Below are 21,507 nucleotides of genomic sequence, written 5' to 3'. Positions count from 1 at the left end.
TCCTGTCAGAGCGCTCCAGGTACAAGGATTGGGCCGCGATACCGGGACGATGAGTCAGAGGCTTCACTGGGGTGCCAGAGGCCGTCGACGCAGCCCAGTCACGACCGTCCCGTCACGCTCGTTTCGCCGGTGCGGGCTTCGTCCTCGAGGATCCCGAACAGTGCGTTCAGGGCGACGCCTTCGCTGGCGACACCTGAGAGGGGAACCGTCGTGGAGGCGATCGTGGAAGGTCATTCTCCGCATAATGATGGTCGTAGTAATGATCTATCGATTTTCTGCGCTGATCTGCGAGCGTGGAGGTCCCGGACGAACAGAGCAAACATGAGTTTCGCAGCAGACCGCGCATAGAGATTCACACTGAGGTAACTTCCGGAGCCGATTGTCCAGAATGGGTGCTCCCCTCAGAAAGCGACGTGACGTTAATGTCTACTCCGAAGATTTTGCGTACTGCCGACACACCATCTCGATCCCCTCCTCGAACTCGATCTCGGGCTCCCATCCCGTCGCCTCCTGCATCTTCGAGTAATCCGCACACGTGTCGTGGACGTACACGTCGTTGTCGCTCGCGAGCTCGTTGGCGAGGTTCGAGCCGATGAAGCCCGCACCCCCTGTGACGAGAATTCGGCGTCCTTCCATCGATACCGAAGTCGAGTTAGTTCAGAGAGAAAAACCCCCGGATTTCACGAACATTCAGGACTCCCACGCAATGTCCTTTGGATCGGCCGTGTTGTGGATTATATCCGTACGTTTAGAATCCAATCTTTGGTGATCGTTGTAGAGCAAAAAGATATATTATTCCCTCACCGGGTTGTATGAACGTCAATGGGTGAAATGGGGGACGTGGCGAGACCGGAGCGCCTGCTGCCGCGCTTCGAGGGACAGGATTGCAAGTTCTGCGACGAGGGGGAGCTTGTGCGGGAACAGTACAAGGGTAGCCCGGCGGTCGTGTGCGACGAATGTGATGTCCCGCAGATTCGGTTTTTCTGAAACTATCTGACTGTTGGCAGTGATTCGGCACTTCGGGGACTACCGACCTTGGAGTCAACTGACTGAGGGAACCTCACTAGGATGTATTGGAATCGACAGTAGCCTATCGATCGACGCGGTCACGATCGCACGATGAAGTCCATGAACTATTCTGAAGGTATGCATTGGATGTGATTACTATAATGAGAAATTTGTGATGTGATTTGAAGAGTCTGTGGAGTTCCTCCACAGCATTTAATTAATTGGACTATGATCCGAGTCATACGATGGTACCCGGGGTTGGAGACTGGAGTGGTGTGGTTCGTTCGGTTAGTAGTATCGTTCTCTGTGTCCTTATCGGTGTCTCAGTGCTGGCTGTGGGATTCTCGGCACCTGCAGCGGCAGCGTCACCGAGTATCACATCAGTCGATTTTGCCGATTCCTCACTGACCGGCACGGAGGAGGTAACAGTCACTGTTTCAGGGACGGTCAATACCGACCTCTGTTACAATCACGAGCTAGTGCTCTACGAACGTAACCCGGATGATCTGTTTAATGGTGAAACTGAGGAAGCCAGGGTTTCGTTTTCGCCGTCTAGTTCGAGCTTCACCCAGAACTTCAATTTCGAAGTACCTAACGACGAAACTGGGGAAGAGCAGGAGTACCAAGTAAAACTCGTCCAAGACAGTAGCTGTTCATTTAGCTCTAGCAGCACCCGGTCTGACACGTACAACGAGTTTGTTTCCGCGCCGGACAGCGAGGATCCTGATCCTCAGTTCGTCGACACTGACGAGCGCATGGGTGCGGACTCCTACATCTACTACTTCGCCGACGATGTGGACGACGCCGGTTCATACGACATCAACAATCCCCCCACGATTCATCCGGGCGAAACAGTCGATATCAACGTCTACCTCGAGAACACCGGCGGGACAGCCGGCGAATATAGTGCGATGCAGATGCAGTTCCCCTCGCTAACGGAGTCCGGCGACGATAGCCAGTTCACGGTATCGGCGAGTGGCTTTCCCGAAAACATGCACACGATCGGACCGGGAGACACAGTCTACGACCAGACCGATCCTCCCAAGGACGCGACTTCCTGGCAGTATGAGCTAACGCGCGATTTGGTAAATCCTGGTGGACAGTTGGGGTTCACCGCCGAAGTGACGCCCGAGGAGCCCGGCGAATTTCGGGTACTTGTCCGTGGAACGTTAAGTGACGACACGTCACAGACCACCCACACGGACTTCATCACGACAGACGGTTCGGTGCTCGATCCCGATCAGAAAGACTACGTCATGAAGGAGATCGTCTTCGATGTCCAACCGAAGAACGAAGCTCCCATCGCGGACGCAGGAGGTCCCTACGAGGTTGACGAGGGCGACACTGTCTCGCTGGATTCCAGTGGTAGTTCCGATCCCGACGGAACAATAGATGGGACAAGTTGGACCGTCACGAGTGGGCCAGGGTCGGTTTCCGGTGATACGTATCACGCACCGGATTCGATTGATAATGACGATACGGCGACCGTCGAGTTGGAAGTAACGGACAACGACGGTTCACAAGATACCGATCCTGCAACGATCAAGATTAACCACGTGAACGAGCCGCCGAACGCTGACGCGGGCGGCCCGTACTCCGTCGATGAGGGTGGCTCAGTGTTCCTCGATTCTGACGGTAGTTCCGATCCCGACGGTTCCATCGATCAAACTACGTGGACAGTCGACGGCCAAGGCAGCATCTCCAATGGGGTCTACCAGGCACCAGACGATATCACGGAAGATGCGACCGCAACTGTGGAGCTTGAGGTGACTGACGACGACGGTGAACCTGACACGGACACCGCAACCGTCGACATCACGGCGGTGAACGAGCCACCGAACGCCGACGCGGGCGGCCCGTACTCCGTCGACGAGGGCAGCTCGATCTCACTCGACTCCAGCGGGAGCTCCGATCCTGACGGTTCGATTAGCTCGACGACGTGGTCAGTCTTGAGCGGCCCTGGCAGCATTTCCGGAGGAACGTACCAGGTCTCCAATTCGGCGGGTGATACGACTGCAACTGTCAAACTGAAGGTCACTGACAATGAAGGTGAGCCAGCGACGGACACTGCAACCGTCGACATCCAACCAGTCAATGAACCGCCGAACGCAGACGCTGGCGGCCCCTATTCCGTCGGTGACGGCAGCTCCGTTTCCTTAGACGCGAGCGGAAGCTTCGACCCCGACGGTACCATCGACGACATGAGCTGGTCGATCGTGAGCGGAGGGGGAAGCATCTCCGGTGGCACCTACCACGCCCCCGACTCGGTGGACGGCGATACCACCACGACAGTCGAACTAGAAGTAACCGATGACCAAGGTGAAACTGATACCGACCAGGCCACGGTCGATATCCAGTATTCCAACGAGGCGCCGTCAGCCGATGCCGGGGGCCCCTACGACGTCCAAGAGGATGGTTCAGTTACTCTCGACTCCAGCGGGAGCTCTGACCCCGATGGATCGATCGATGGTGCCTCGTGGACCATCGCGAGCGGTCCCGGATATATCTCCGGTGGCACGTACCACGCACCCGACTCGATGACCAGCGATGCGACGGTGACCGTCGACCTGACCGTGACTGACGACGACGGTACACCAGATTCCGATACCACGACCATCGACGTCAGCGAAGTGAACGATCCACCGACAGCGGACGCTGGCGGTCCTTACTCAGTCGATGAAGGCAGCTCGGTCGCTCTCGATGCTTCCGGTTCGACGGACGGGGACGGATCGATTCAGACGGTCACTTGGGAGGTGATCGACGGCCCAGGCTCGGTGACCGACGGGACTTACTATGCGCCAGACGACGCAGGTGACGAGACTGTGACCGTCCGTGTCACGGTCACCGACGACGACGGCGATCCGGATACCGCGACGGCGACCGTCAACGTCTACCCGCCGAACGCTGGTGATCCCCCGATCGCTAACCTGACTTACGCACCGAAGCAACCGACTGTCGGCGAGTGGGTACAGTTCAATGCGAGCGGCTCCACCGCACCGGACGGGAGCATCGAGAGCTACGAGTGGAAAATCGACGGGAACAGCACGGGGACTGCAACGAATCCGCTGATCGGAGCGAACTTCTCCGCTCCGGGGACCTACGACGTCACGCTCATCGTCACTGACGATGCCGGCGTGAACGACACCGCGAGTACCAGCGTCGAGGTTGTCGAGGCGCCCTCCGACGCACCACCGACTGCGAACGTGAGCTACGGACCGGAGACGCCGAACGTGACCGAACAGGTTACCTTCGACGCCAGTGGCTCCTTCGCACCGGATGGAACCATCCAGTCCTACGAATGGGATCTCAACGGGAACGGAACGGCTGGTGCTACCGGGGAGTCAGTAACTGCGACCTTCACGGACGCCGGAACCCAGGAAATCACCCTCGAAGTAACCGACGATAACGGGAACACCGACTCGACGACCGTAGCAGTCCACGTGATCGATCCAACCCAGAACGGAACTCCCGTTGCTAACGTGATCGCCGTGAAGAACTCAACCGCAGGTGAGACGCTGACGCTCGACGCGTCCGATTCCTACCACACCGGTGATTCGCCGATCGAATACGAGTGGACGCAAACTGCGGGGCCGACAGTGACCCTATCGGCCATTGACACGACGACGCCAACGTTTACAGCACCTACCGTTGATGAGGAGCGATCGGTTGAATTCGAACTGACCGTCACCGATCCGTTAGGCAATACGTCGACGACCGACGTCGCTGTCACCGTCTCGCCGAGCGATCAGGGCGACGATGGGTCCGACGGTGATGGTGCTGCTGGCGGTGGGGGCGGAGGCGGATACGGCGGATACGGTGCGTCCCAGGAGACAGATGTTCACGTGACCGTCGACGACACGTCGTCATCCACGGTTGCACCCGGCGAGACGGTGACGATCGATACGACGTTCGAGAACATTGGAGACGGTGCCGCAGAACAGTCGATCATGTTCTTCGTGGACGGTGAACTCGAGGATATGACGGTGCTCGAACTTTCCGCCGGTGAAACCGTCGACAAGTCGTTCGCGTACGAGGTTTCGAGCAGCAATGCAGGGACGTTGAACGCCACCGTTCAGAGCGCCGACGATACCGCCTCCATCGATGTCACTGTGAATTCCGACGAAGCGGACTCCGACGGCGGACCAGACAGTGGTGATGGTGAGGAGAGCGATCCAGACGAGAACCAATCCTCGACCGAGGATGACGACGAATCCGATTCATCGGCTGATTCGGACGACGAGTCGTCAGCCGGGTCCGACGATGCAAGCGATTCAGGATCCGAAACCGAAGACGCCGACACAGACAGCCTTCCCGGATTCGGCTCCATGGTGGCACTACTGGCTCTTGCCGCTATAACGCTCGGCGCAGTGATGCGCGATCGCTGAACGACTCCCGGAAGTGGGAGTAACGAGTCACGATTTGACCTCCTCCCGCGCCTAAAGTCGCGGGAATCCCACCATGAAATTTCAGGCCAAGCGTGGCCCTAAGGTTTCAAGACGCATACGTTCCAAGCGTCTCATGCTGGGTGTCAGCATCGGCTTGGCTGTCTTTTGGGACGGTCAAACGTCCCTTTCCTCACCCGAGTCATCGTCACTCGTGTAGTCTCTTGAATGGCTCTCCGCTGAGTTAGCGGTCTGCAATATTGAGCGCGGCGTTAACGTCTGCTTGGTACTCCGAAACCCAACACTCCGATTTGGAACACTTGAACGTCGGCTGCTTCGGACGGTAGCCCTGTTCTCCACAAAAGTAGCACGTCTTTGAAGTGTACGCTGGATTCACCGTCTCCACACGAATCCCTTTCTCAGCCGCCTTGTAGCGAATCTAAGCGTGCATTTTCGCAAAGCCCCGTGGGGTCGTCGGTTCATGAACGCGCCGTAGTCCATGTTCTCACGGATGTGCGTCAAGTCTTCCAGAATCACGCCGCGCACGCGAACCGTGTACGGTGCGAACTGTGCATCGTGACCTACGGACGAGAGCCACGCAGCGAGTGCAGGTGAGCGGAAATGGGCCGAACGCAGTGAGAATGCAGTTCTGAACGTGGAGCAATCGGGGCTACGAAATAGAATGCGGGACCTTCTGCACAGATACTGAGCCACGCGGTTACGCACGAAACGACACCGACCGGTGTTTACCCCCACGATCCCGCTGCGTTGGCTCTCACTCACCGCTGCTTTCCACGACGTCGACCCACAGGTGCAAGTCGCGGTACGCCGTCTCGGCGGTCACTGTTTCCGGAGGTTCACCGCGGTAGAGTAGGTACTTGAGCCTGCGATCCTCACCCGTCATTCCCAGGGCGACAATTTCGTGAGGTTGTTGCCACGTTTCACCGTCGGCGAGATCCGCGTTCATCCGGTCGAGTTCCTGGCGCTCAACCACCTCGACCTCGGTCACGTTCGTGCCGTTCTGCACGCCTTCTCCTGCGGACCCGTTCACAACCTCGACGCGCTGGAGCTGCACCACCACCGTGTACGACTCGCGGGAGTGCTCCTCGTTCCCGATCCCGACGGTCATATTCGCCGGCTCACCGACGACCAGCTCCTCGGGGTAGCCGTCGGCCACCAGATCGCCGTCGTCAGTTTCGGTGAGCAGGTAGAATTCAGTGAATGCCTCGCCCTCCGCCGGCACGAGAACCGCGTAGCCGACGGAGCCAGCCGCCAGCAACACGGCGAGCACCAGCACTACGTTCAACACTGCGTCGGTCCGGTCATCGGGATCAAACAGCTCTGCACGACCGGCAGCCCACCATTCGCGGTACGGTACGCGGAACCGGTCTTCAGGTGGCAGCAGCCACCGACGTCGCGCTGCAACGATGGCTGCGAGAATCGTGAACCCGCCAACGGCAACCAGAATCGGAAGCAGCCGAATCCCCCAGGGCGTGAAGTTCAGCACCAGTCCGAGCAACGGAACGATCGCTATCGAAAGGCCAAACGAGAGGGCAACACGCTCGATCCCATCGATGCCTCGCCCGGTCACTGCCGGCGGGCGTGTAATCCGCTCCCGGACAGTATCTGCCATCCCGTCCGCAGATCCGCCGTCGTCCCCGGTGGTAGGCGTCGCAGACTCGTCAGCAGTCGGTGTCCCGTCGTCGGCCTCCTCGTTTGACGCTGTTGGCGGTGCCCCGGTCTCCGGGAATAGCGCTGCGATAAACGCGTATCCCGGCAGAAACAGCACGAACGGTAACCCGAGCGCCACGCGTAACGGCGTCTCGCGTAGCCACGGTGCTAGCGTGACGAGAAGCGTCAGCCCTGTCAGCACGATGGTGGCCGCGAGATCTGCGGGCAGCCGGCGGACCGGCCGAGGCAAAAGCGCCCGCAACGGTGGTTGCATCACTCCGCGGTTTTGTGCCGCCCGGCAAAAACCAGTCGGTACACAGAAGAATTCTAGATGCGTCTGGCGGAGCATGCAATACGATCACCTTACCTGAATTTGGATCTCCTTGTCGGGCGCTTTCCATTGAATTGTCCCACTGCCACCGATTTCGAAGTCGGAAACGCGGCTGCGTGACTACAACGACCATACTGAGACCACACTGATACCTCAGTAACATAATACGATCATACTATTCCAGCCATCTTCCGTACCTGTATTCAGGTCCCCATGATCGGATTCATCACCGAACTCCTGGCTGCGTCGCTGTGGGTCGGCTGGAATATCGGTCGGCTCGTTGCATCGTTCAAGCGGACCCTCACCTAGCCACGCCCGCAGATCAATCCGTCCGCTATTCAAAAGGGGAAATTGGATCGGTCCGGGCGATATTTCTCCCTTTTTCGCGAGCGGCCCCTACGCGACTCGTTCGGCGGCGTCGATCGCATCGCGAGCGTCGTCGATATCGATCCCGGATGGATCGTACATCGCTGCCTCGTATCGATCAGTCAACGTCCGAAGCGCCTCGACGGTGTCAGCCTCGAGGCCGTCGTCCGCACAGGTCTTCAGGAACTCTCGGTGCGTCTGCCCGCCACTCACGGGGACGCGATCTGCCACTGAAGCCCGGGCAGCGCCGTATGCCTGCGTCGTCGCTACGATGGGATCATCGTCGAGATGCTGGCGGGCGTCGTCAACCACCGTGCCTGGATCTTGGCCGCCGAGATCCTCGCCTTCGGTGGTGTCCACTGCCTGGTGCGCTTCGTCCGTATCGTCGTTGTCACTGTCGCTTCGCTGCCAGAGGACCCAGCCAACGGCGGCGATCAGTAGCACTCCGACGCCGAGCAGTATCATCGATTGGAAGCTGCTGAGCCCGAGCAGCGTTCCGGCTTCATCGGGATCGTTTGTGATTGCCGTCGCTGACGTGTTGGCGTCAGACTCTTGGAGGTTCGAGTTGCTGCCGTCGAACTCCGCTGTTATCGTCATCGATTCTGATTCGGCGTTCGACTCAATGATCGTCGAGAACTCGCCTGTCTCGTCGGTCCGAGCGGTCGTCGTCGTTGGAGCGCCTGTAACGCCGAGATCAATCTCAGCGCCGGACACAGGCCCGTTCGTGGTCGTCAGTTGTCCGGTAACCGTCACTGCTCCCGTTGCATTCACCGTTGCGTTCACCGATAGCGACGTTGGTGTCTCCTCGACGACGACCGTCGTCGAGTTCGGCTCGAAAGTAACTGCTCGACCTTCGAAGGGCGTCGCAACCCGGACCGTTCGTTCACCGGCTCCCACAGTAACATCGATCGCCGGATTGAGCGTTACCGACCCATTTGACGACGACTCAGTCGTCTGGCTTCCATCAATTGTCGCACGTACCGGCACACCGCCCAGACCCTCGCCGTCGACCGTCGTCATCACCTCGATGCTCAGATTCTGCCCATAGGCGACGTTCTCGGCGCTTGAACCAGGCTCATCATTGATTGCGAGGTCTGCGGTAAACTGCTGCACAGCAACGGGGATGGTGGCGTCTGCGCTCGCATACGGTGCTGCGGTTTCCGGCTGAAACTCCACGCGTAACGACGTTGCATTTGCTTGGAGCAATACGGGCCGGTGAACTATCGAGAACCGCCCTTCGGCGTCTGTCGTGGTCGTTGTTGCTCCTGCTGGATCCGGAACGGCGATTGTAGCGTTCGAGATCGGTGTCCCGTTCACGTCGGTCAACCGCCCGTCGATTGTCAGGGGATCGTCAGCAGCGATCCGCTCTCGGTCCGCTGTGACGGTAAGATTGACTGCGACGAACGTCTCCTCGGTTATATTCTCGGTGTCCTCCCTCACTGTCATGACGGTACCATTCACTGCATCTGCTGCGCCGCCCAGGTCGGTGCCCGACGTTCCGTTCAAGACGGTAAAGGTCTGCTCGAGTTCGACCCCTGCTGCTTCGATTTCGGACGATAGTTCCGCGAGCTCTCTTGCGAGTTCACGCGCTCGAGTTTCGTTACCGCTGTCCCGCGCAGCTTCGTACGATGCGAGCGTTTCTTCGTAGTCTGCCAGCAGCGAGGCGAGTTCCTGCTGGGTCTGGCCGGCTTGTTCGTACTCGTTGGTTGTGCCGTCGGTCTCGCCCTGGACGTCGATGTACTGCTCGAGCCGCTCTTGGTAGTCTTCGCCGACGTATTCACTCGCGATTTCGTACTCACCTTGATCGAGTTCGATCACACTGTCGGAGAGCATGGCCCCGAGTCGCTGTTCGAGCCAATTTGCTGTCTCTCCCTCAGCGTCATCGCCTCCCTCGTCTGGGTGGACGTGTTCCGGGTCGTCAGCTCCATCGTTTTCTGTCTCGGTGTCGTTGGCCTGTTGCAGAGCGACGGTGCCGGAAGCAGCACCGGCGGCCACGCTGCCTCCGACGGCGAGAAGAAGAACTCCAAGCACGACGATGAACGCCAGAGCCCGAGCACGTCCGGTCACGACCACGGGTGAGTGGCCGCGCCTATTAACCTCTGTGTCTGCGTACTCTAGCCGTTCTCACGCACATCGACTAGTGATCGGCGGTGCTTACCAGTAGATTCAATTGGCGCGATTACTTCCGCCCGTCCATGGATCTGACCCGTCGCGGGTGGGCCGCCACTGCATGCGTGGTGGCACTCGCTGTCGGGGCTTCACTTCTCGCTTCTCCACTTCTTCTAGCGGCAGGTGCCGGTCTCGCCGCATGGTTTCTCGGTTCACAACTCTCCTTCGTCGCTGCGCTTCGCCGTGAACGGAACGCCGTGACCGCGTCAGTGACGGGCCCGGCGGTTTCTACGGGTGTCGGTGAAACGATCGAGCTTTCCCTCACAGCCAGTTCCGACGGGCCGCTACCCAGTGAACTCTCCATCGATATCCCGGCTGCTGCCCGGCCTGTCGACGACGATTCGACTAGACTCACACTTCATCTCGGAGCTGCCGGCGACGAGACTCTTGCAGGGGATAGTGTCACCGCGGAGACCACGATCTCGCTCGAATGCCCTGTTGCTGGCCGGTATCGAATCGGGCCGCCGCAGGTAACGTTGAGCGATCCGCAAGGCTTGTTCGTGGCCGAGTTCGAAGCGTCTGCGACTACCGAGATTCACGTCCGGTCTCGTGAGCCCGACACCACCCACCTCGGCCAGGGCGACGATCGAATCGCCGTCTTCGGTGAGCACAACACCGGTCGTCGTGGTCCAGGTACCGAGCCTGCAGAGCTACGCCCGTATAATCCAGGCGACGACTTCTCGCAGATCGATTGGAACGCGACTGCTCGACTTCGAGACGCATACGTCACTGAATCTGATGCTGAAACTGATCGGCGGACTGTGCTTTTCGTCGATCACCGATCGACCGCCGAGGAAGGCCCGCCAGGTTCGACCCCGTTGGCGTACCTCCGGTACGCCGGGCTCGCGCTCGTCGAAAGCGCCCGTAACCTTGGGGACCCACTGGGCTGTTATGCCATCGGTGACGAAGGCGTAACCGTCGAGCATCCTCCAAGTAACTCACCGGGGCAGTACGACACTGTCGCCGAGTCGATCCAGTCGCTGCGACCGACCGAGAAGCACTCGACCGAGGATGCACGCGGTTCACCTGCTACCTCCCGCAGTCAGGAACCGGCATCCCCTCCTTCAGAAGGGCCGTCAGGCTCGATCTCCGAGTCGACGGACGGAGGGTACAGTACTGATTCCGCGGTGAACGCGACAGCGGGAATCGGACGACCTGCCAATATTTCCAGCGACCCTGCACGTGCTGCTGAGTTCGCCGGGCGTCTCTCAACGGAGGATTCACCGTTCGCAAATCATCTCAACCCGCTTCTCGATGACGCCACGCCGTACCTGCATCGCGTCGCCGACGAGCCACTTTTCCAAGCTGCCCGCACGTACCTCGAACGACTCCAGGGCAGCGTCTGGTCCGTTATCCTCACGGACGGCGAGCATCCAGGCGAGCTCCGCGAGACGGTGAAACTCGCTCGCCGAGGGAACAATACGGTCCTCGTGGTTCTGGCGTCGCCGACGCTGTTCCGGCCCGGACTCACCGACCTGGATGAGCGCCGGCAGACCTACGAAGAACTCGTCGAGTTCGCCAACTCACTCACTGCGATGGACCGCGTAACCGTGCGTGAACTTGCACCGGGGGATATCGCTGAAGCCGTCCTGAGTGCCGGAGGTGAACAGACGTGAACTACGCCCCCGATCAGGCTACCACGATAGCAGCGGGACGGGACCGTCTCGCCCTGCCCGGCGTTGTCGTCACTGCGATCGGGCTCGCCCTCGCTGGCTTCCCAAACGGCGCCGTCGCTGCGCTACTCCTCGCGCTGACCTGGCTCGTCGCGTCTCCCAGCACCATCGTTACGCTCGGTGCATTTCTCGTGGTCGGCACCGGTGCATCGATGCTCACCAGTGCACTGGCCGTCGCAGGAATGGCACTCACCCTCCTCCTACCCCTCGCTCGATCCAGCATCCCCACAGCCGCGCTTGCCGCGACGAGTGTTCTCGCTCTCGCGTTGCTCGGAAGCACGGCGTGGCTGGCAGCGACACAGTCACTCTGGATCGCCAGTGGCGCACTGGTTCTGGTCGCCACGTTCATTGGGTACGGTATCCACCGGTACGTCGTAGTGACCATCGAACGCCAGTCGGTCTCGACGGAGGTGAAGACTCGTGGCTAATCCTTCCAGTCAAACTGAAGCGATGAACGAAGCTTCCACAGCAGAGCCGGAGGCAACTGCGGCTGAAGCGGAGTCTGCACAGTCGCCGGAACTCCTCCGTGCGAGACTCGCCGTGCTCGAAGAGGAGAACCGGCAGCTCCGCGATGAATACGCGTCCGCGCGCCGAAGTCAGTACCGCACCACTGCGCTTGGACTCGCAGCACTCGGTGTTGTAGCGCTCGCCGGCACGGTTATTGCGCCCGGTGAGCGGACCGTGCTGTTCGCGCTTGCCGGCACCGGCCTCTTCGGTGCGCTCCTGACGTGGACGCTGACACCCGAGGAGTTCGTTGCAGCCTCGATCGGTGAGAAAATCACAGCATCCTACGCCGCCGATCGAGACGCGCTCAGCGCAGAACTCGGCCTCCAAGACGACCACATCTACGTCCCTACCGACGACAGGACGGCAACCCTGTTCATTCCACAACGGCCGGATTACGAACTCCCGGACGCATTCGACGGGCTTCTCATCGTTCCAGAAAACGCCTCTGCGCGTGGCGTCGCCTTCACTCCGACGGGCGCACCACTGTATCAGACGTTCCGTGAGGGACTCGCCGGCGAACCTGCTGACGATCCCGGCAGCATCGCTGCCCAACTCGCAGACTCCGTCGTCGAACAGTTCGAACTGGCCCGCTCCGCAACTGTCGCGCCTGACCGGACAGGCTCGGGCGTCGCTGTTCGGATCGAGCGTCCAACCTTCGGCAATCTCGAAACGACTGATCACCCGGTCATCTCAACAATCGCAACCGGTCTCGCAGTCGAACTCGACCGGCCAGTCGACGCGCGCGTCGCCAACACCGATGGCGAAACAACGGTTCTAGAATTCAAATTCGCCGACCAGTAGCCGCGAACGAGGCTGCCTGGACGTCACGTCGCTGCGGCCGAAACGGGGGGCTTCTAACTTCCCAGGCAGTACGAGGCGGATGCCACGGGGTTCGAACCCTTGCGATTTACTCTTCACTCGCCGTCGACCCCTCCTGTTCACTGCTCCCTGGTGCAGCGGGCTCGGAGAGAGACGCCTCGGAGTCATCTGGTTCAGATCCGTCACCAGGAGCATCCGGTGTCGCAGCACTCGGCGGTTCCAGTGACTCAAGAATCTCCTCGATGAGCGACGCAGGATCAACGTTGCCCAGCGCTGCATCCGTTCCCAACACCACGCGATGCGCCAGAACGGGCTGGGCGAGTGCCTTTACGTCATCCGGTAGAACATACTCTCGGCCGTGAATTGCAGCTCGAGCCTTGACAGCGTCCTGCAGGTGCAGCGCCGCCCGCGGCGACGCCCCGTGAGACACAGCATCGTGACTCCGCGTCGCTTCGATGATATCAAGTAGATAATCACCAACCGCCTCAGAGACGTGGACATCCGCAACTGCCTCCCGGAGCATAGGAACCTCGCCTGGCTCGATCACTTGATCGACGACCGACGGGCCGAGTGACGGACTATCGTTGAACCGATCCAGCAACGACCGCTCGATTTCCCGGTCAGGGACACCGACAGTCAGCTTCAAGGAGAACCGATCACGTTGAGCCTCCGGAAGCTCGAATGTCCCTTCCATCTCGATGGGGTTCTGCGTGGCAACCACGAGAAATGGCTCCGGGAGATCGTGCGGATCGCCATCGATCGTTACACGACGCTCCTGCATCGACTCCAGCAATGCTGATTGCGTTTTCGGCGTCGCTCGATTGATCTCGTCTGCGATAACGAGATTCGCAAACACTGGGCCTTTGCGAATCTCGAACTCACCGGTCGCTTCACGGTAAATCGCGCTCCCTGTAATGTCAGCGGGGAGCGTGTCCGGCGTGAGTTGAATACGAGACGCGTCGAGCCCAGTCGCACGCGCGAACAACTCGGCAATCGTCGTCTTGGCGACGCCCGGAACACCTTCAAGAAGAACGTGGCCGTCGGCGAGGAGTGCGATCGTTAGCCGCTCAACGATTTCGTCGTTGCCGACGAGCACCTCGTCGACCGCCGACTGGATCGCATCGTGTGCTGACGCCGGGTCAGTCGACTGTTGCATCGTCGTCACGTTCTAGATCGTCCGTGATAACTCCACCGAGCACGCGCCGACGCTGCTCGGGCTCCCACTCCGGGTACCGATCGGCAAGATAAGCGTCGAGTGCTTCCCGATCAACCGCTTCAAGCTCACCAGGCGACCCCCCGGGAGACGATCCCCTCCCAGACTCCGCGCCCCGTCCACCGGGGAGGAGGCGTCGACCGCGTTCTCCGAACCGCCGAAGCAGCCCACGCTCCCATGCGAGAATCGAACCGACTAGCGCGAGGCCCAGGAGGCCTGGACCGGCTGGATGCCCGCGTAGCCAGATCAGCGCCGCCCGGAGCGGTGGCACACCGTCGTTCGTCCGATCCAGTAACGCACGATTCCGGTCCTCTACCAGATTAGCAACGAAGTTACGGTTCGGATCGTGATCAAGCATCACGTTGATGAAGACGCTCGGATCTGAGACGACGATCACCTCCCCATTGCCGATCGATTGACTCGCGATCACCGGCCGCGACTCAAGCGACTCACCTTCGCTCGGAGCTTCGTTGCCGTCCTCGTCGAGATACGAGAACGAGGAACTGTTCGCAATCGGCCGAGCTGTACCGTTGACCGTAAGCGCGGTCCCATAGTTCAACGCAAGCCCAGTCGTGTTTCGGACCGCGCTATGGTTCGCCGTCGAACTGACCATCGGGAACCCGGGACCGTGAAGCGATTCGACATCATCGCGTAACGTCGGCCCGACGACTCGAACGTCGGTGCCGAGCCCAGCCAGCAGTTCGTTGCCGGAATCTGCATCGCTCGTCGCCACCACCAGCCGACCGCCTTTTTCGACGAACGCTCGCAATGTAGCGCGATCACTGGCCGATCGAGACTCCGGCGCCAGCACGAACGCAACCGAATCGTTCGCATCAACCGTCCTATATCGATCCATCTCGGTCACAATTTCAGAGGTAACCCCAGATTTGTCCGCCGTAGTCCGGAGATCTGAAGCACCCTGCCAATCAGAATTGTACGGAGCAAACGCTGCACCGGTCGTCGCCACGCTGACGCCAAGCGCTACAACGAGCGCCAGCACTAGCATGGCCAGCACGAGCGACGGGATAGAGACTTCGTAGCCGAGGAGCCGCATTCAGATCACCCCCGGTGGCAATATCGCCAGGATCCGTCGCACGACAATCGCGACGAATCCAACCATCGCGAGAGCGAGTATCCAGCGCAGGCGGCGACGCCACTGCGGGGTCACGTTCAACGGCGCAGTCAGCTCCAGAACGACGAGAAACCCGATGAGGGAAATGACGAAGAACAACTCGAGGGAGAGCGCATCCAGTGCCGCCAGACACAGCAGGCTCCCGGCCATCCAAGCGACTTGGCCGTGGAGGAACCGATGCCGCCGGTACGTTGGCACGATCCCACGTTACGTCGGGCATGGTAGGAATCTATCGGATTCGACGGCGACCGCATCCGCGTTCGCATCGGGATCGAACACAAAATGCTGAGTTCGTATTGGACCGGGGAACCCCCGCGACGAAGAAACCTAGTCGGGCTCGCTCGGTCTGGCCAACGCTAGCGACGGAACCGTTGATTGTTATCATTGTCCTCCTCATATATGATTTTGACCCAGTATCTCGTTCACACGAATATCAGATGGATCTCAGTCTCCCGGACACTACCGACCTACCTTTGCCATCACTCGCACCACCAGCGAGCGTCTTCGTCCTCTCACCCGCCTTCCACGCCGAGAGCGAGACAGTCTGCACCGACCCCCTTGCCGTCGACGATCCAGCGAACCGCCGCACTCTGATTATCGATATCACGACGACCCCGCACATAGTACAACGACGCTGCACGGATGACGACAGCGAAGCGCTCCAAGCACTCGGGATCATCGGCGTGAAATATATGGATTCTGCGTCGGAGGAGACTCCCGAACGTTCCTCACTCAATGCTGCTGACCGGACTGAATTCGTCCAGAACCCCGGCGATCTCGCCGGGATCAGTGTCGCCCGCCAGCTCCACCCTTCAGGACTGGGCCGAGCGACGAACAGATCGTCGTCTGCCTCAACTCCCTGACGACGATCCTGCAGTACGCTGATGACGGGCCTGCGCTCGCCTTCCTCAGAGAGCTGCTGGATCACTGCGAGGTCGCGGGTGCGCTGACACACGTCCACCTGGATCCCTCGGCGATCGACGAGCAGACCATCGAGGGCGTGCGCGGGCAGGTTGACGAAACCGTTCGACCGGACGAGTCCGCGTAACGGCCACCCTGACGCTCACTGCTCGGGGAATTCGAACATTTGATCGGTCGCCGCGTCGGGATCGTCGTCCGTTGTACCGTGCTTGATCGCCGTGGATCGGGTGGCGTCCCGTGACTCGTCGTGCTGCATCGCCTTGCCGAGTCGCTCGCGCCACGTGAGCAACGACCGGAGGTTTTGGGCGAGCGCCGAAACGTCGTGCTCGACGGACGACCGGAGCTCCTGGATCGACGCCTCAACCCGCTCGACGTCTTCCGTCTGAGCGGCCTCTATCGACTCGACCGACGACTCCAGCGAATCGAGTTGCTCAGTCACCGTGTTGAGCTCTTGCCGAAGTGATTCGACGTCCTCTTCGAGCGTTTCGATGTCGCCTAGCGGATCCGCCTCGGCGTCGAGGATGTCCTCCATCGCCTGGATATACGCTTCGAGATCCAGAAATCGCGATTTGAGGTGGTTGAGCTGTACTTCGACGCGTTTGGGCGGGCCGACGCCGAGCGCCCTGCGAATCTCCGCCCGCTTCTCGTCGGTCACGTCCTCCGCGGAGACCGCGGCGATGAAGTCGTCAACGGGTGGAGAGTGCGCTTCGTCACCGTCGTCCGTGTCGTCGTGTTCGAGGTCGTCGGTGGCGACTGCAGTGGCCTCCTCGGACGTGTCGCCGGCGGGGGTCTCGCCTGTGGCGTCGTCGTCCGGAGCGTCCCCAGCCTTCTCGCCGGCGGCGTCGACCGTTTCGTCGACGTTCGACCCCGATTCGCCGGAGTCTGATCGCCCGCCATTGGCCACCTCGTCCGGAATTTCACCGAGGGACAACTCGGCGCTCGCGTCGACAGCTTCATCGATCGCTGCTCCCGCCTCCTCGTCATCTGCACCATCTTCGACCCCGTGTTCGTCGATTTCGAGCAGCTCCGTGATGTCGACACCGCCGTCGCTCGGCATCTCCAGCTCGCCGAACGCCTCGAGGAAATCCACGTACTCGGGATCGTCGAGCAACCCCTCGTAGTCAAGCTCCTTCGTCTCGGCTTTCAGAGTGGTGAACTCGGAGTCGTCCGGATTCGACCACTCTCTCCCGGTGTCACGCTCTCGATCCCTCGTCGCTCGGTCGTCGCCCCCACTGTTCCAGTTCATTGGCTCCACCCATTTGTCCGCTACTCCCCAGGCAGCGGTCGGTCTCCAGTTGCAGACTAGTTAGTACACTGAAACTACTTAAGTGATATTGTAGATGTTTGAGTATTCCAGGAAATTACCTCCGATATTGTGTGTCTGCTCTGCAATCTATCTATATTTGTATGCCTATCTGGTATATAGTTCTCATTTGATCATTTTACCACGAGCTTGGTATGGGTATACTCAACAATGAGCACGGAACGTTATGAAATGAAGATTCGTGATGGATTCGAGGCCCTCACTCCAAAACAGGCGACAGCAGCGTCAATCGTCGGAACCGAGGGGTGCGATGAAGGAGCGCAGCAATAACGATCCCATCGCAATCGCGGGCGCCGGCCGCGATTACTCCACGAAGTCGATGTCGTCGCCGTCATCGTCATCGACGGGCGACTGGCTTGCAGCAGGTTCAGGCGTGCTCGCCGCAGCGGCGGACATGTCGGGCTGGGTGTCGCCGCCACCGTAGATCTGTGGCGACTCGACGCCGGTGACGACGATCATCGTGCGCATCGATCCCTCGAGGGATTCGTCGATCGAAGTCCCCCAGATGATGCGGGCGTCGGGGTCGATCCGGTCGTAGATCTCCTCGACGACGCCTTCGGCCTCCTCGATGGCCATGTCGTTGCCGCCGGTGACGTTGACGAGAGCGGAGTTCGCGCCGGAAATGTCGACGTCGAGCAGCGGCGAGCGAAGCGCGCTCTTGACGGAGTCCTGTGCCTTCGCCTCGGAGTCGGACTCGCCCAGGCCGATCATCGCGACGCCACCGCGCTCCATGACGGTGCGCACGTCGGCAAAGTCGAGGTTGACGAGGCCGGGCTTGGTGATCAGCTCGGTGATGCCCTTGACGGAGCGCATCAGGACTTCGTCGGAGACCTTGAACGCCTGCCGGACGGGGAGCTTGCCGACGGAGTCGAGCAGTCGGTCGTTCGGGACGACGATGACGGTGTCGGATACGTCGCGGAGCCGTTCGAGACCGGCCTCGGCGTTCGTCCGTCGGACCTCACCCTCCGCGGTGAACGGCGTCGTGACGATCGAGATCGTCAGCGCTCCGGACTCGCGGGCCGCCTTCGCGACGACCGGTGCCGCGCCGGTCCCGGTGCCGCCGCCGAGTCCGGCCGTCACGAAGATCATGTCGGAGCCGTCGATGGCCTCGTTGATCTCGTCCTGGCTCTCGAGGGCCGCCTCTTCGCCGACCTGCGGGAGCGAACCGGCGCCGCGGCCGCCGGTCTTCTCCTCGCCGATGAGGATCTTCTCGTCGGCCTCGATCTCGACGAGATGCTGAACGTCGGTGTTTGCCGCGACCAGCGACGCGCCGTGGATGCCCTCCTCGAACATCCGGTTGACCGTGTTGTTGCCAGCGCCGCCACAGCCGACGACGGTGATGTTCGTCTGGAGGTCCTCGAGGACGTCCTCGAGCTCCTCGTCGGTCATGTTGCCGGTCCGATTCTCGGGCGCGACCGGCTCGTCGTCGGTCGGCTCCTCGCCGGTCTCGGCCTCCCCATCCTCCGCCTCTTCGATTGCCTCGTCTACGAGCGAGTCCATTTGGCGAACGGATAGCGCGTCGAGGGTTATTATTGTTCCCCCTCTGTCAGACGTGCGCAAGACGCGCTCGCGTCCATCGATTATCGGCGATTCCCCTTCCCCAATCCTTATTTACTCGATACGACGCCACGATTTCCACGTGAATCGAAGGTGGCGGCCGGGCCGTGGTGCGTGGCGATATCCGGCTCGTGTAGCTTCCGACTCACTCGTCGTCCGCTCCCGTTCGAGACGAAAGCTCGAAAGCCACTTCCCGCTGCTCGTGAACGTCAGTCGGCTCGACGGTCTGCCCATCCACCTCGACGGTCTCACCCGCAGACAGTTTCCCGAACGCGGGGCCTTCTGGCACTCCGGCTTCCGACGCGAGTGCGGGGTCGAATGCCGTCTCCTCCGCGACGATTCGGTCCGCCTCGACGGTGAGCGAGTCGTAGCGCTCCCGCAGGATCGTGGCAAGCCCCTCGACGACGCTCTCGGAGATCCCTTCACCGGGGAAGCACCCCCGATCGCCGGGGCGCGTGCCACCCTCCGTGGTCTCGAAGGCCAGCGCGGTCTCGGAGAGGACGGTCATCGTCGCCTCGCGGTCAACGTTCGTGGCTGCCTCCAGCAGTTCACTCGGGAGCTCCACCATTTTCGCGTCGTCGAGTACGTTCGAAGGCTGGCCGGTGGAGGTCGCTTCCGGGGCAGTACGGCGCGCATCCGCCGCCGTACCAGACGCATCCCCCGCTGTCTCCCCGTTCTCACGTGCTGGCGCGCCGAAGCGAAGCCCGTCGTCGACGGAGCAGAGCCGCTCCTCGAGCTCTTCGACTATCGGGAGCGAAACGCCGGTCGTCTCCTGCACCCACGTCTCGGAGACGACCCGGTGGCCGAGATCTTCGATCGCGGTCGTCAGCCTGGGATGGTTCCCTTCGACGACAGCGTGGGTCGCGCGGCTCTGCTCGAACGCTGCCTGGATGACGTCGGCGTTCGCGGAGGGGGCACCGAGCTCATCGAGCGACCAGTTCGCTGCGACGTGGCCGACGGCCCAGTCAGTCTCTCGTGCAATTCGGGTGAATCTGGGTGCGTAGTGACCGCCGCCGAATCCGACGACGTGGCGGCAGTGGGTCCCGGCGCCGGCTCCCTCGGCGGGTGCGTCGATGATGGGCCCGTCCGCGGGCGTTTCGGCGAGGTCGAGAATGGCCCGCGCGACGGCCGCCGCGCCTGCGTCGTCCGTCCACTCGTCAGGCCCGCTACCGAGTTCGACGAACATCGAGGGAGCGCCGACCTCTGTGGGACCGTGGTGGGTGCACTCCAGACTGACGTCGTAGGCCTCTGGAGCGTGGACGGCCAGCCGATCGACGACCGCGGCCAGCGCGTTCGGCGGTGCGCGGGCGAGAGAGCGATTCGCGCCGCCGTACTCCGCGTCGCCGAAGTTTCCGGTGACGTGCGCGGAGAGCAAGGGGCCGGTATCGCCGGCGTGTCGCGACGCGAAGACGAGGAATGCCGGATCGTCGAAGGTCTCGGCGACATCGTCGAGTTCGAGGTGGAGATCGTCGAAGCTGCGGAGTTCGAACGCCTCGGAGCGATAGACGGTGCCGCCGCCGGCCGCCTCGGGCAGATCCGTATCGGTTCGTTCCTCGAACTCACCGATACGACGCAGCTGCTCGCAGATGCGTTCAGAGGCGTCGTCCGCGCGACTCTCGACGATACCGATCACGTGGGAGTGCTCGCGGTCCGGTCGCTAAAGCGTCTCGGAGTCGGACCGCGAACGCGACGCGTGGCCGCTGGGTCGAGCGATCAGTCCGTGCGCTACCCGAGCATCTGCATCACTCGGTGCGCTGCTCGAGTACCTGCGATCGCGGCCACTCGATGTCGTCCGCGACGATCGATGCCATGTAGTCGTCGGCGGCGGCCCGGATGTGCCGGAGCCAGCCGGTCTGGTCGCTGGTGCACTGCACGAGCAGTGCGGTCTCCATGAGCGCGTACAGCGTGGCAGCGTCCTGCTCGACGTCGATCGACGCCCGAACGAGTCCGGCGTCGATCCCGCCCTGTAGGATCTCCTCCGTCCGTGCGAGCCCGACGGCATCGGCGTCCCCGAGCGCGCTCCGGTAGGAGGGGTCCATCGCTGCCTGGGCGCGCAGCTGGAGATACACCTGGTTGATCTCCGAGCCGGCCAGCTCGTCGAGGGTCGTGCCGTCTGCGGCCTCACCGAGAATGAAGAGGTCGAGTCCGTAGGTGAAGAAATCGAGACTCTCCGTCTCGGGCAATTCGAGCATCAGCGCGTCGACGTGGGCACGCATGAACTCGCCCACGAACGACTTCAGCAGATCGTCCTTGCTGTCGAAGTGGTGGTAGATCGTCGACTTGCCCAGCGTCGCCTCGTCCGCGATCTGCTGGATCGAGAGGTCGGCAAGCCCGTGCTGGGTGAGCGCCCGATAGGTTGCCCGGTAGATCTCCTCCTCGCTCGTCTCGGGCTCGGGGAACAGCTCGACGTCGGGGCTCATGTCGACCGATCGTT

18 protein-coding genes and 1 pseudogene are annotated in these 21,507 nt (G+C 61.2%); 8 read left to right on the top strand and 11 right to left on the bottom strand.

Annotated elements, in window-relative coordinates; translation table 11 throughout:
- The first annotated feature begins 71 nt into the window (after positions 1-71).
- Positions 72-197 (top strand): hypothetical protein, encoded by a 126-nt coding sequence (locus tag MXF70_RS15185; protein WP_259370382.1) that lies wholly within the window; start codon positions 72-74, stop codon positions 195-197.
- Positions 198-426: 229 nt separating this feature from the next.
- Here the strand turns inward: MXF70_RS15185 and MXF70_RS01740 are convergent, their stop codons facing one another.
- On the bottom strand, positions 427-636 hold the full coding sequence (locus MXF70_RS01740) for an NAD-dependent epimerase/dehydratase family protein (protein ID WP_248516875.1): 210 nt from the start codon (positions 634-636) through the stop codon (positions 427-429).
- 186 nt (positions 637-822) lie between these two features.
- On the opposite strand from MXF70_RS01740, the gene MXF70_RS15365 reads away from it, so the two are divergent.
- Complete coding sequence (locus MXF70_RS15365) at positions 823-987, top strand: HVO_A0556 family zinc finger protein (RefSeq protein WP_375140824.1); 165 nt, start codon at positions 823-825, stop codon at positions 985-987.
- 776 nt (positions 988-1,763) lie between these two features.
- Positions 1,764-5,393, top strand: coding sequence for a PKD domain-containing protein (locus tag MXF70_RS01735; protein ID WP_248516873.1), 3,630 nt, complete (start codon positions 1,764-1,766; stop codon positions 5,391-5,393).
- Positions 5,394-5,499: 106 nt separating this feature from the next.
- Here MXF70_RS01735 and MXF70_RS15360 read toward each other — a convergent pair.
- The 3 genes and pseudogenes from MXF70_RS15360 to MXF70_RS01720 form a co-directional block, all read right to left on the bottom strand.
- Positions 5,500-5,927 (bottom strand): annotated as a pseudogene (locus tag MXF70_RS15360) (transposase); the annotation flags it as partial.
- A 238-nt stretch (positions 5,928-6,165) separates the two neighbouring features.
- A complete protein-coding gene (locus MXF70_RS01725; protein WP_248516872.1) occupies positions 6,166-7,335 on the bottom strand; it encodes a DUF1616 domain-containing protein in 1,170 nt (389 codons plus the stop codon).
- Between the two features lie 453 nt (positions 7,336-7,788).
- Complete coding sequence (locus MXF70_RS01720) at positions 7,789-9,825, bottom strand: DUF4129 domain-containing protein (RefSeq protein ID WP_248516870.1); 2,037 nt, start codon at positions 9,823-9,825, stop codon at positions 7,789-7,791.
- A 602-nt stretch (positions 9,826-10,427) separates the two neighbouring features.
- Here MXF70_RS01720 and MXF70_RS01715 point away from each other — a divergent pair.
- Genes MXF70_RS01715 through MXF70_RS01705 form a run of 3 tightly spaced genes read left to right on the top strand, consistent with a single transcriptional unit; the run spans position 10,428 to position 12,908 of the window.
- Positions 10,428-11,543, top strand: coding sequence for a DUF58 domain-containing protein (locus MXF70_RS01715; RefSeq protein ID WP_248516868.1), 1,116 nt, complete (start codon positions 10,428-10,430; stop codon positions 11,541-11,543).
- Complete coding sequence (locus tag MXF70_RS01710; protein ID WP_248516866.1) at positions 11,540-12,028, top strand: DUF8163 family membrane protein; 489 nt, start codon at positions 11,540-11,542, stop codon at positions 12,026-12,028. Before MXF70_RS01715 ends, MXF70_RS01710 begins: the two co-directional genes overlap by 4 nt.
- On the top strand, positions 12,021-12,908 hold the full coding sequence (locus tag MXF70_RS01705; protein WP_248516864.1) for a DUF7982 domain-containing protein: 888 nt from the start codon (positions 12,021-12,023) through the stop codon (positions 12,906-12,908). The genes MXF70_RS01710 and MXF70_RS01705 overlap by 8 nt, the downstream gene beginning before the upstream one ends.
- Positions 12,909-13,014: 106 nt before the next feature.
- Here MXF70_RS01705 and MXF70_RS01700 read toward each other — a convergent pair whose 3' ends face one another.
- From MXF70_RS01700 to MXF70_RS01690, 3 genes are read right to left on the bottom strand one after another with little or no spacing between them, the layout of a single operon-like run.
- The gene (locus tag MXF70_RS01700) at positions 13,015-14,082 is read right to left on the bottom strand and encodes an AAA family ATPase (protein WP_248516862.1); all 1,068 of its coding nucleotides are present in this window, start codon (positions 14,080-14,082) and stop codon (positions 13,015-13,017) included.
- Positions 14,066-15,193, bottom strand: coding sequence for a DUF4350 domain-containing protein (locus MXF70_RS01695; protein WP_248516861.1), 1,128 nt, complete (start codon positions 15,191-15,193; stop codon positions 14,066-14,068). The genes MXF70_RS01700 and MXF70_RS01695 overlap by 17 nt, the downstream gene beginning before the upstream one ends.
- The gene (locus MXF70_RS01690) at positions 15,194-15,469 is read right to left on the bottom strand and encodes a DUF8044 family membrane protein (protein WP_248516860.1); all 276 of its coding nucleotides are present in this window, start codon (positions 15,467-15,469) and stop codon (positions 15,194-15,196) included.
- Positions 15,470-15,708: 239 nt separating this feature from the next.
- Here MXF70_RS01690 and MXF70_RS01685 point away from each other — a divergent pair, with 239 nt between their 5' ends.
- Both MXF70_RS01685 and MXF70_RS15480 read left to right on the top strand, forming a co-directional pair.
- Complete coding sequence (locus tag MXF70_RS01685; protein WP_248516859.1) at positions 15,709-16,134, top strand: hypothetical protein; 426 nt, start codon at positions 15,709-15,711, stop codon at positions 16,132-16,134.
- Positions 16,026-16,319 carry a DUF7504 family protein gene (locus tag MXF70_RS15480; RefSeq protein ID WP_445677853.1) on the top strand — a complete coding sequence of 98 codons (294 nt, stop codon included), beginning with the start codon at positions 16,026-16,028 and terminating at the stop codon, positions 16,317-16,319. Before MXF70_RS01685 ends, MXF70_RS15480 begins: the two co-directional genes overlap by 109 nt.
- Before the next feature lie 15 nt (positions 16,320-16,334).
- On the opposite strand, the gene MXF70_RS01680 is transcribed toward MXF70_RS15480, so the two are convergent.
- The 4 genes from MXF70_RS01680 to MXF70_RS01665 all read right to left on the bottom strand — a co-directional run bounded on the left by MXF70_RS01680 (position 16,335) and on the right by MXF70_RS01665 (position 21,493).
- Positions 16,335-17,438: a hypothetical protein gene (locus MXF70_RS01680; RefSeq protein ID WP_248516858.1), complete on the bottom strand. Its 1,104-nt coding sequence runs from the start codon at positions 17,436-17,438 to the stop codon at positions 16,335-16,337.
- Between the two features lie 381 nt (positions 17,439-17,819).
- The gene (gene ftsZ / locus MXF70_RS01675) at positions 17,820-19,016 is read right to left on the bottom strand and encodes a cell division protein FtsZ (RefSeq protein WP_248516856.1); all 1,197 of its coding nucleotides are present in this window, start codon (positions 19,014-19,016) and stop codon (positions 17,820-17,822) included.
- 202 nt (positions 19,017-19,218) lie between these two features.
- On the bottom strand, positions 19,219-20,706 hold the full coding sequence (locus tag MXF70_RS01670) for a D-aminoacyl-tRNA deacylase (RefSeq protein ID WP_248516854.1): 1,488 nt from the start codon (positions 20,704-20,706) through the stop codon (positions 19,219-19,221).
- 109 nt (positions 20,707-20,815) lie between these two features.
- Positions 20,816-21,493, bottom strand: coding sequence for a TetR/AcrR family transcriptional regulator (locus MXF70_RS01665; protein WP_248516852.1), 678 nt, complete (start codon positions 21,491-21,493; stop codon positions 20,816-20,818).
- Between the last annotated feature and the right edge of the window lie 14 nt (positions 21,494-21,507).

Source organism: Salinarchaeum laminariae, assembly GCF_023204835.1.
GTDB classification, from domain to species: Archaea; Halobacteriota; Halobacteria; order Halobacteriales; family Salinarchaeaceae; genus Salinarchaeum; species Salinarchaeum laminariae.
The sequence above is the reverse complement of the archived record's forward strand: the minus strand, read 5'-3'. Positions and strand labels throughout refer to the sequence as shown.

Coding starts and splice junctions, on each gene's coding strand:
- MXF70_RS01740 (WP_248516875.1), bottom strand. CDS start 636: ATGGAAGGACGCCGAATTCTCGTCACAGGGGGTGCGGGCTTCATCGGC.
- MXF70_RS15365 (WP_375140824.1), top strand. CDS start 823: ATGGGTGAAATGGGGGACGTGGCGAGACCGGAGCGCCTGCTGCCGCGC.
- MXF70_RS01735 (WP_248516873.1), top strand. CDS start 1,764: ATGGGTGCGGACTCCTACATCTACTACTTCGCCGACGATGTGGACGAC.
- MXF70_RS01725 (WP_248516872.1), bottom strand. CDS start 7,335: ATGCAACCACCGTTGCGGGCGCTTTTGCCTCGGCCGGTCCGCCGGCTG.
- MXF70_RS01700 (WP_248516862.1), bottom strand. CDS start 14,082: ATGCAACAGTCGACTGACCCGGCGTCAGCACACGATGCGATCCAGTCG.
- MXF70_RS01695 (WP_248516861.1), bottom strand. CDS start 15,193: ATGCGGCTCCTCGGCTACGAAGTCTCTATCCCGTCGCTCGTGCTGGCC.
- MXF70_RS01685 (WP_248516859.1), top strand. CDS start 15,709: ATGGATCTCAGTCTCCCGGACACTACCGACCTACCTTTGCCATCACTC.
- MXF70_RS01680 (WP_248516858.1), bottom strand. CDS start 17,438: ATGAACTGGAACAGTGGGGGCGACGACCGAGCGACGAGGGATCGAGAG.
- ftsZ (WP_248516856.1), bottom strand. CDS start 19,016: ATGGACTCGCTCGTAGACGAGGCAATCGAAGAGGCGGAGGATGGGGAG.
- MXF70_RS01665 (WP_248516852.1), bottom strand. CDS start 21,493: ATGAGCCCCGACGTCGAGCTGTTCCCCGAGCCCGAGACGAGCGAGGAG.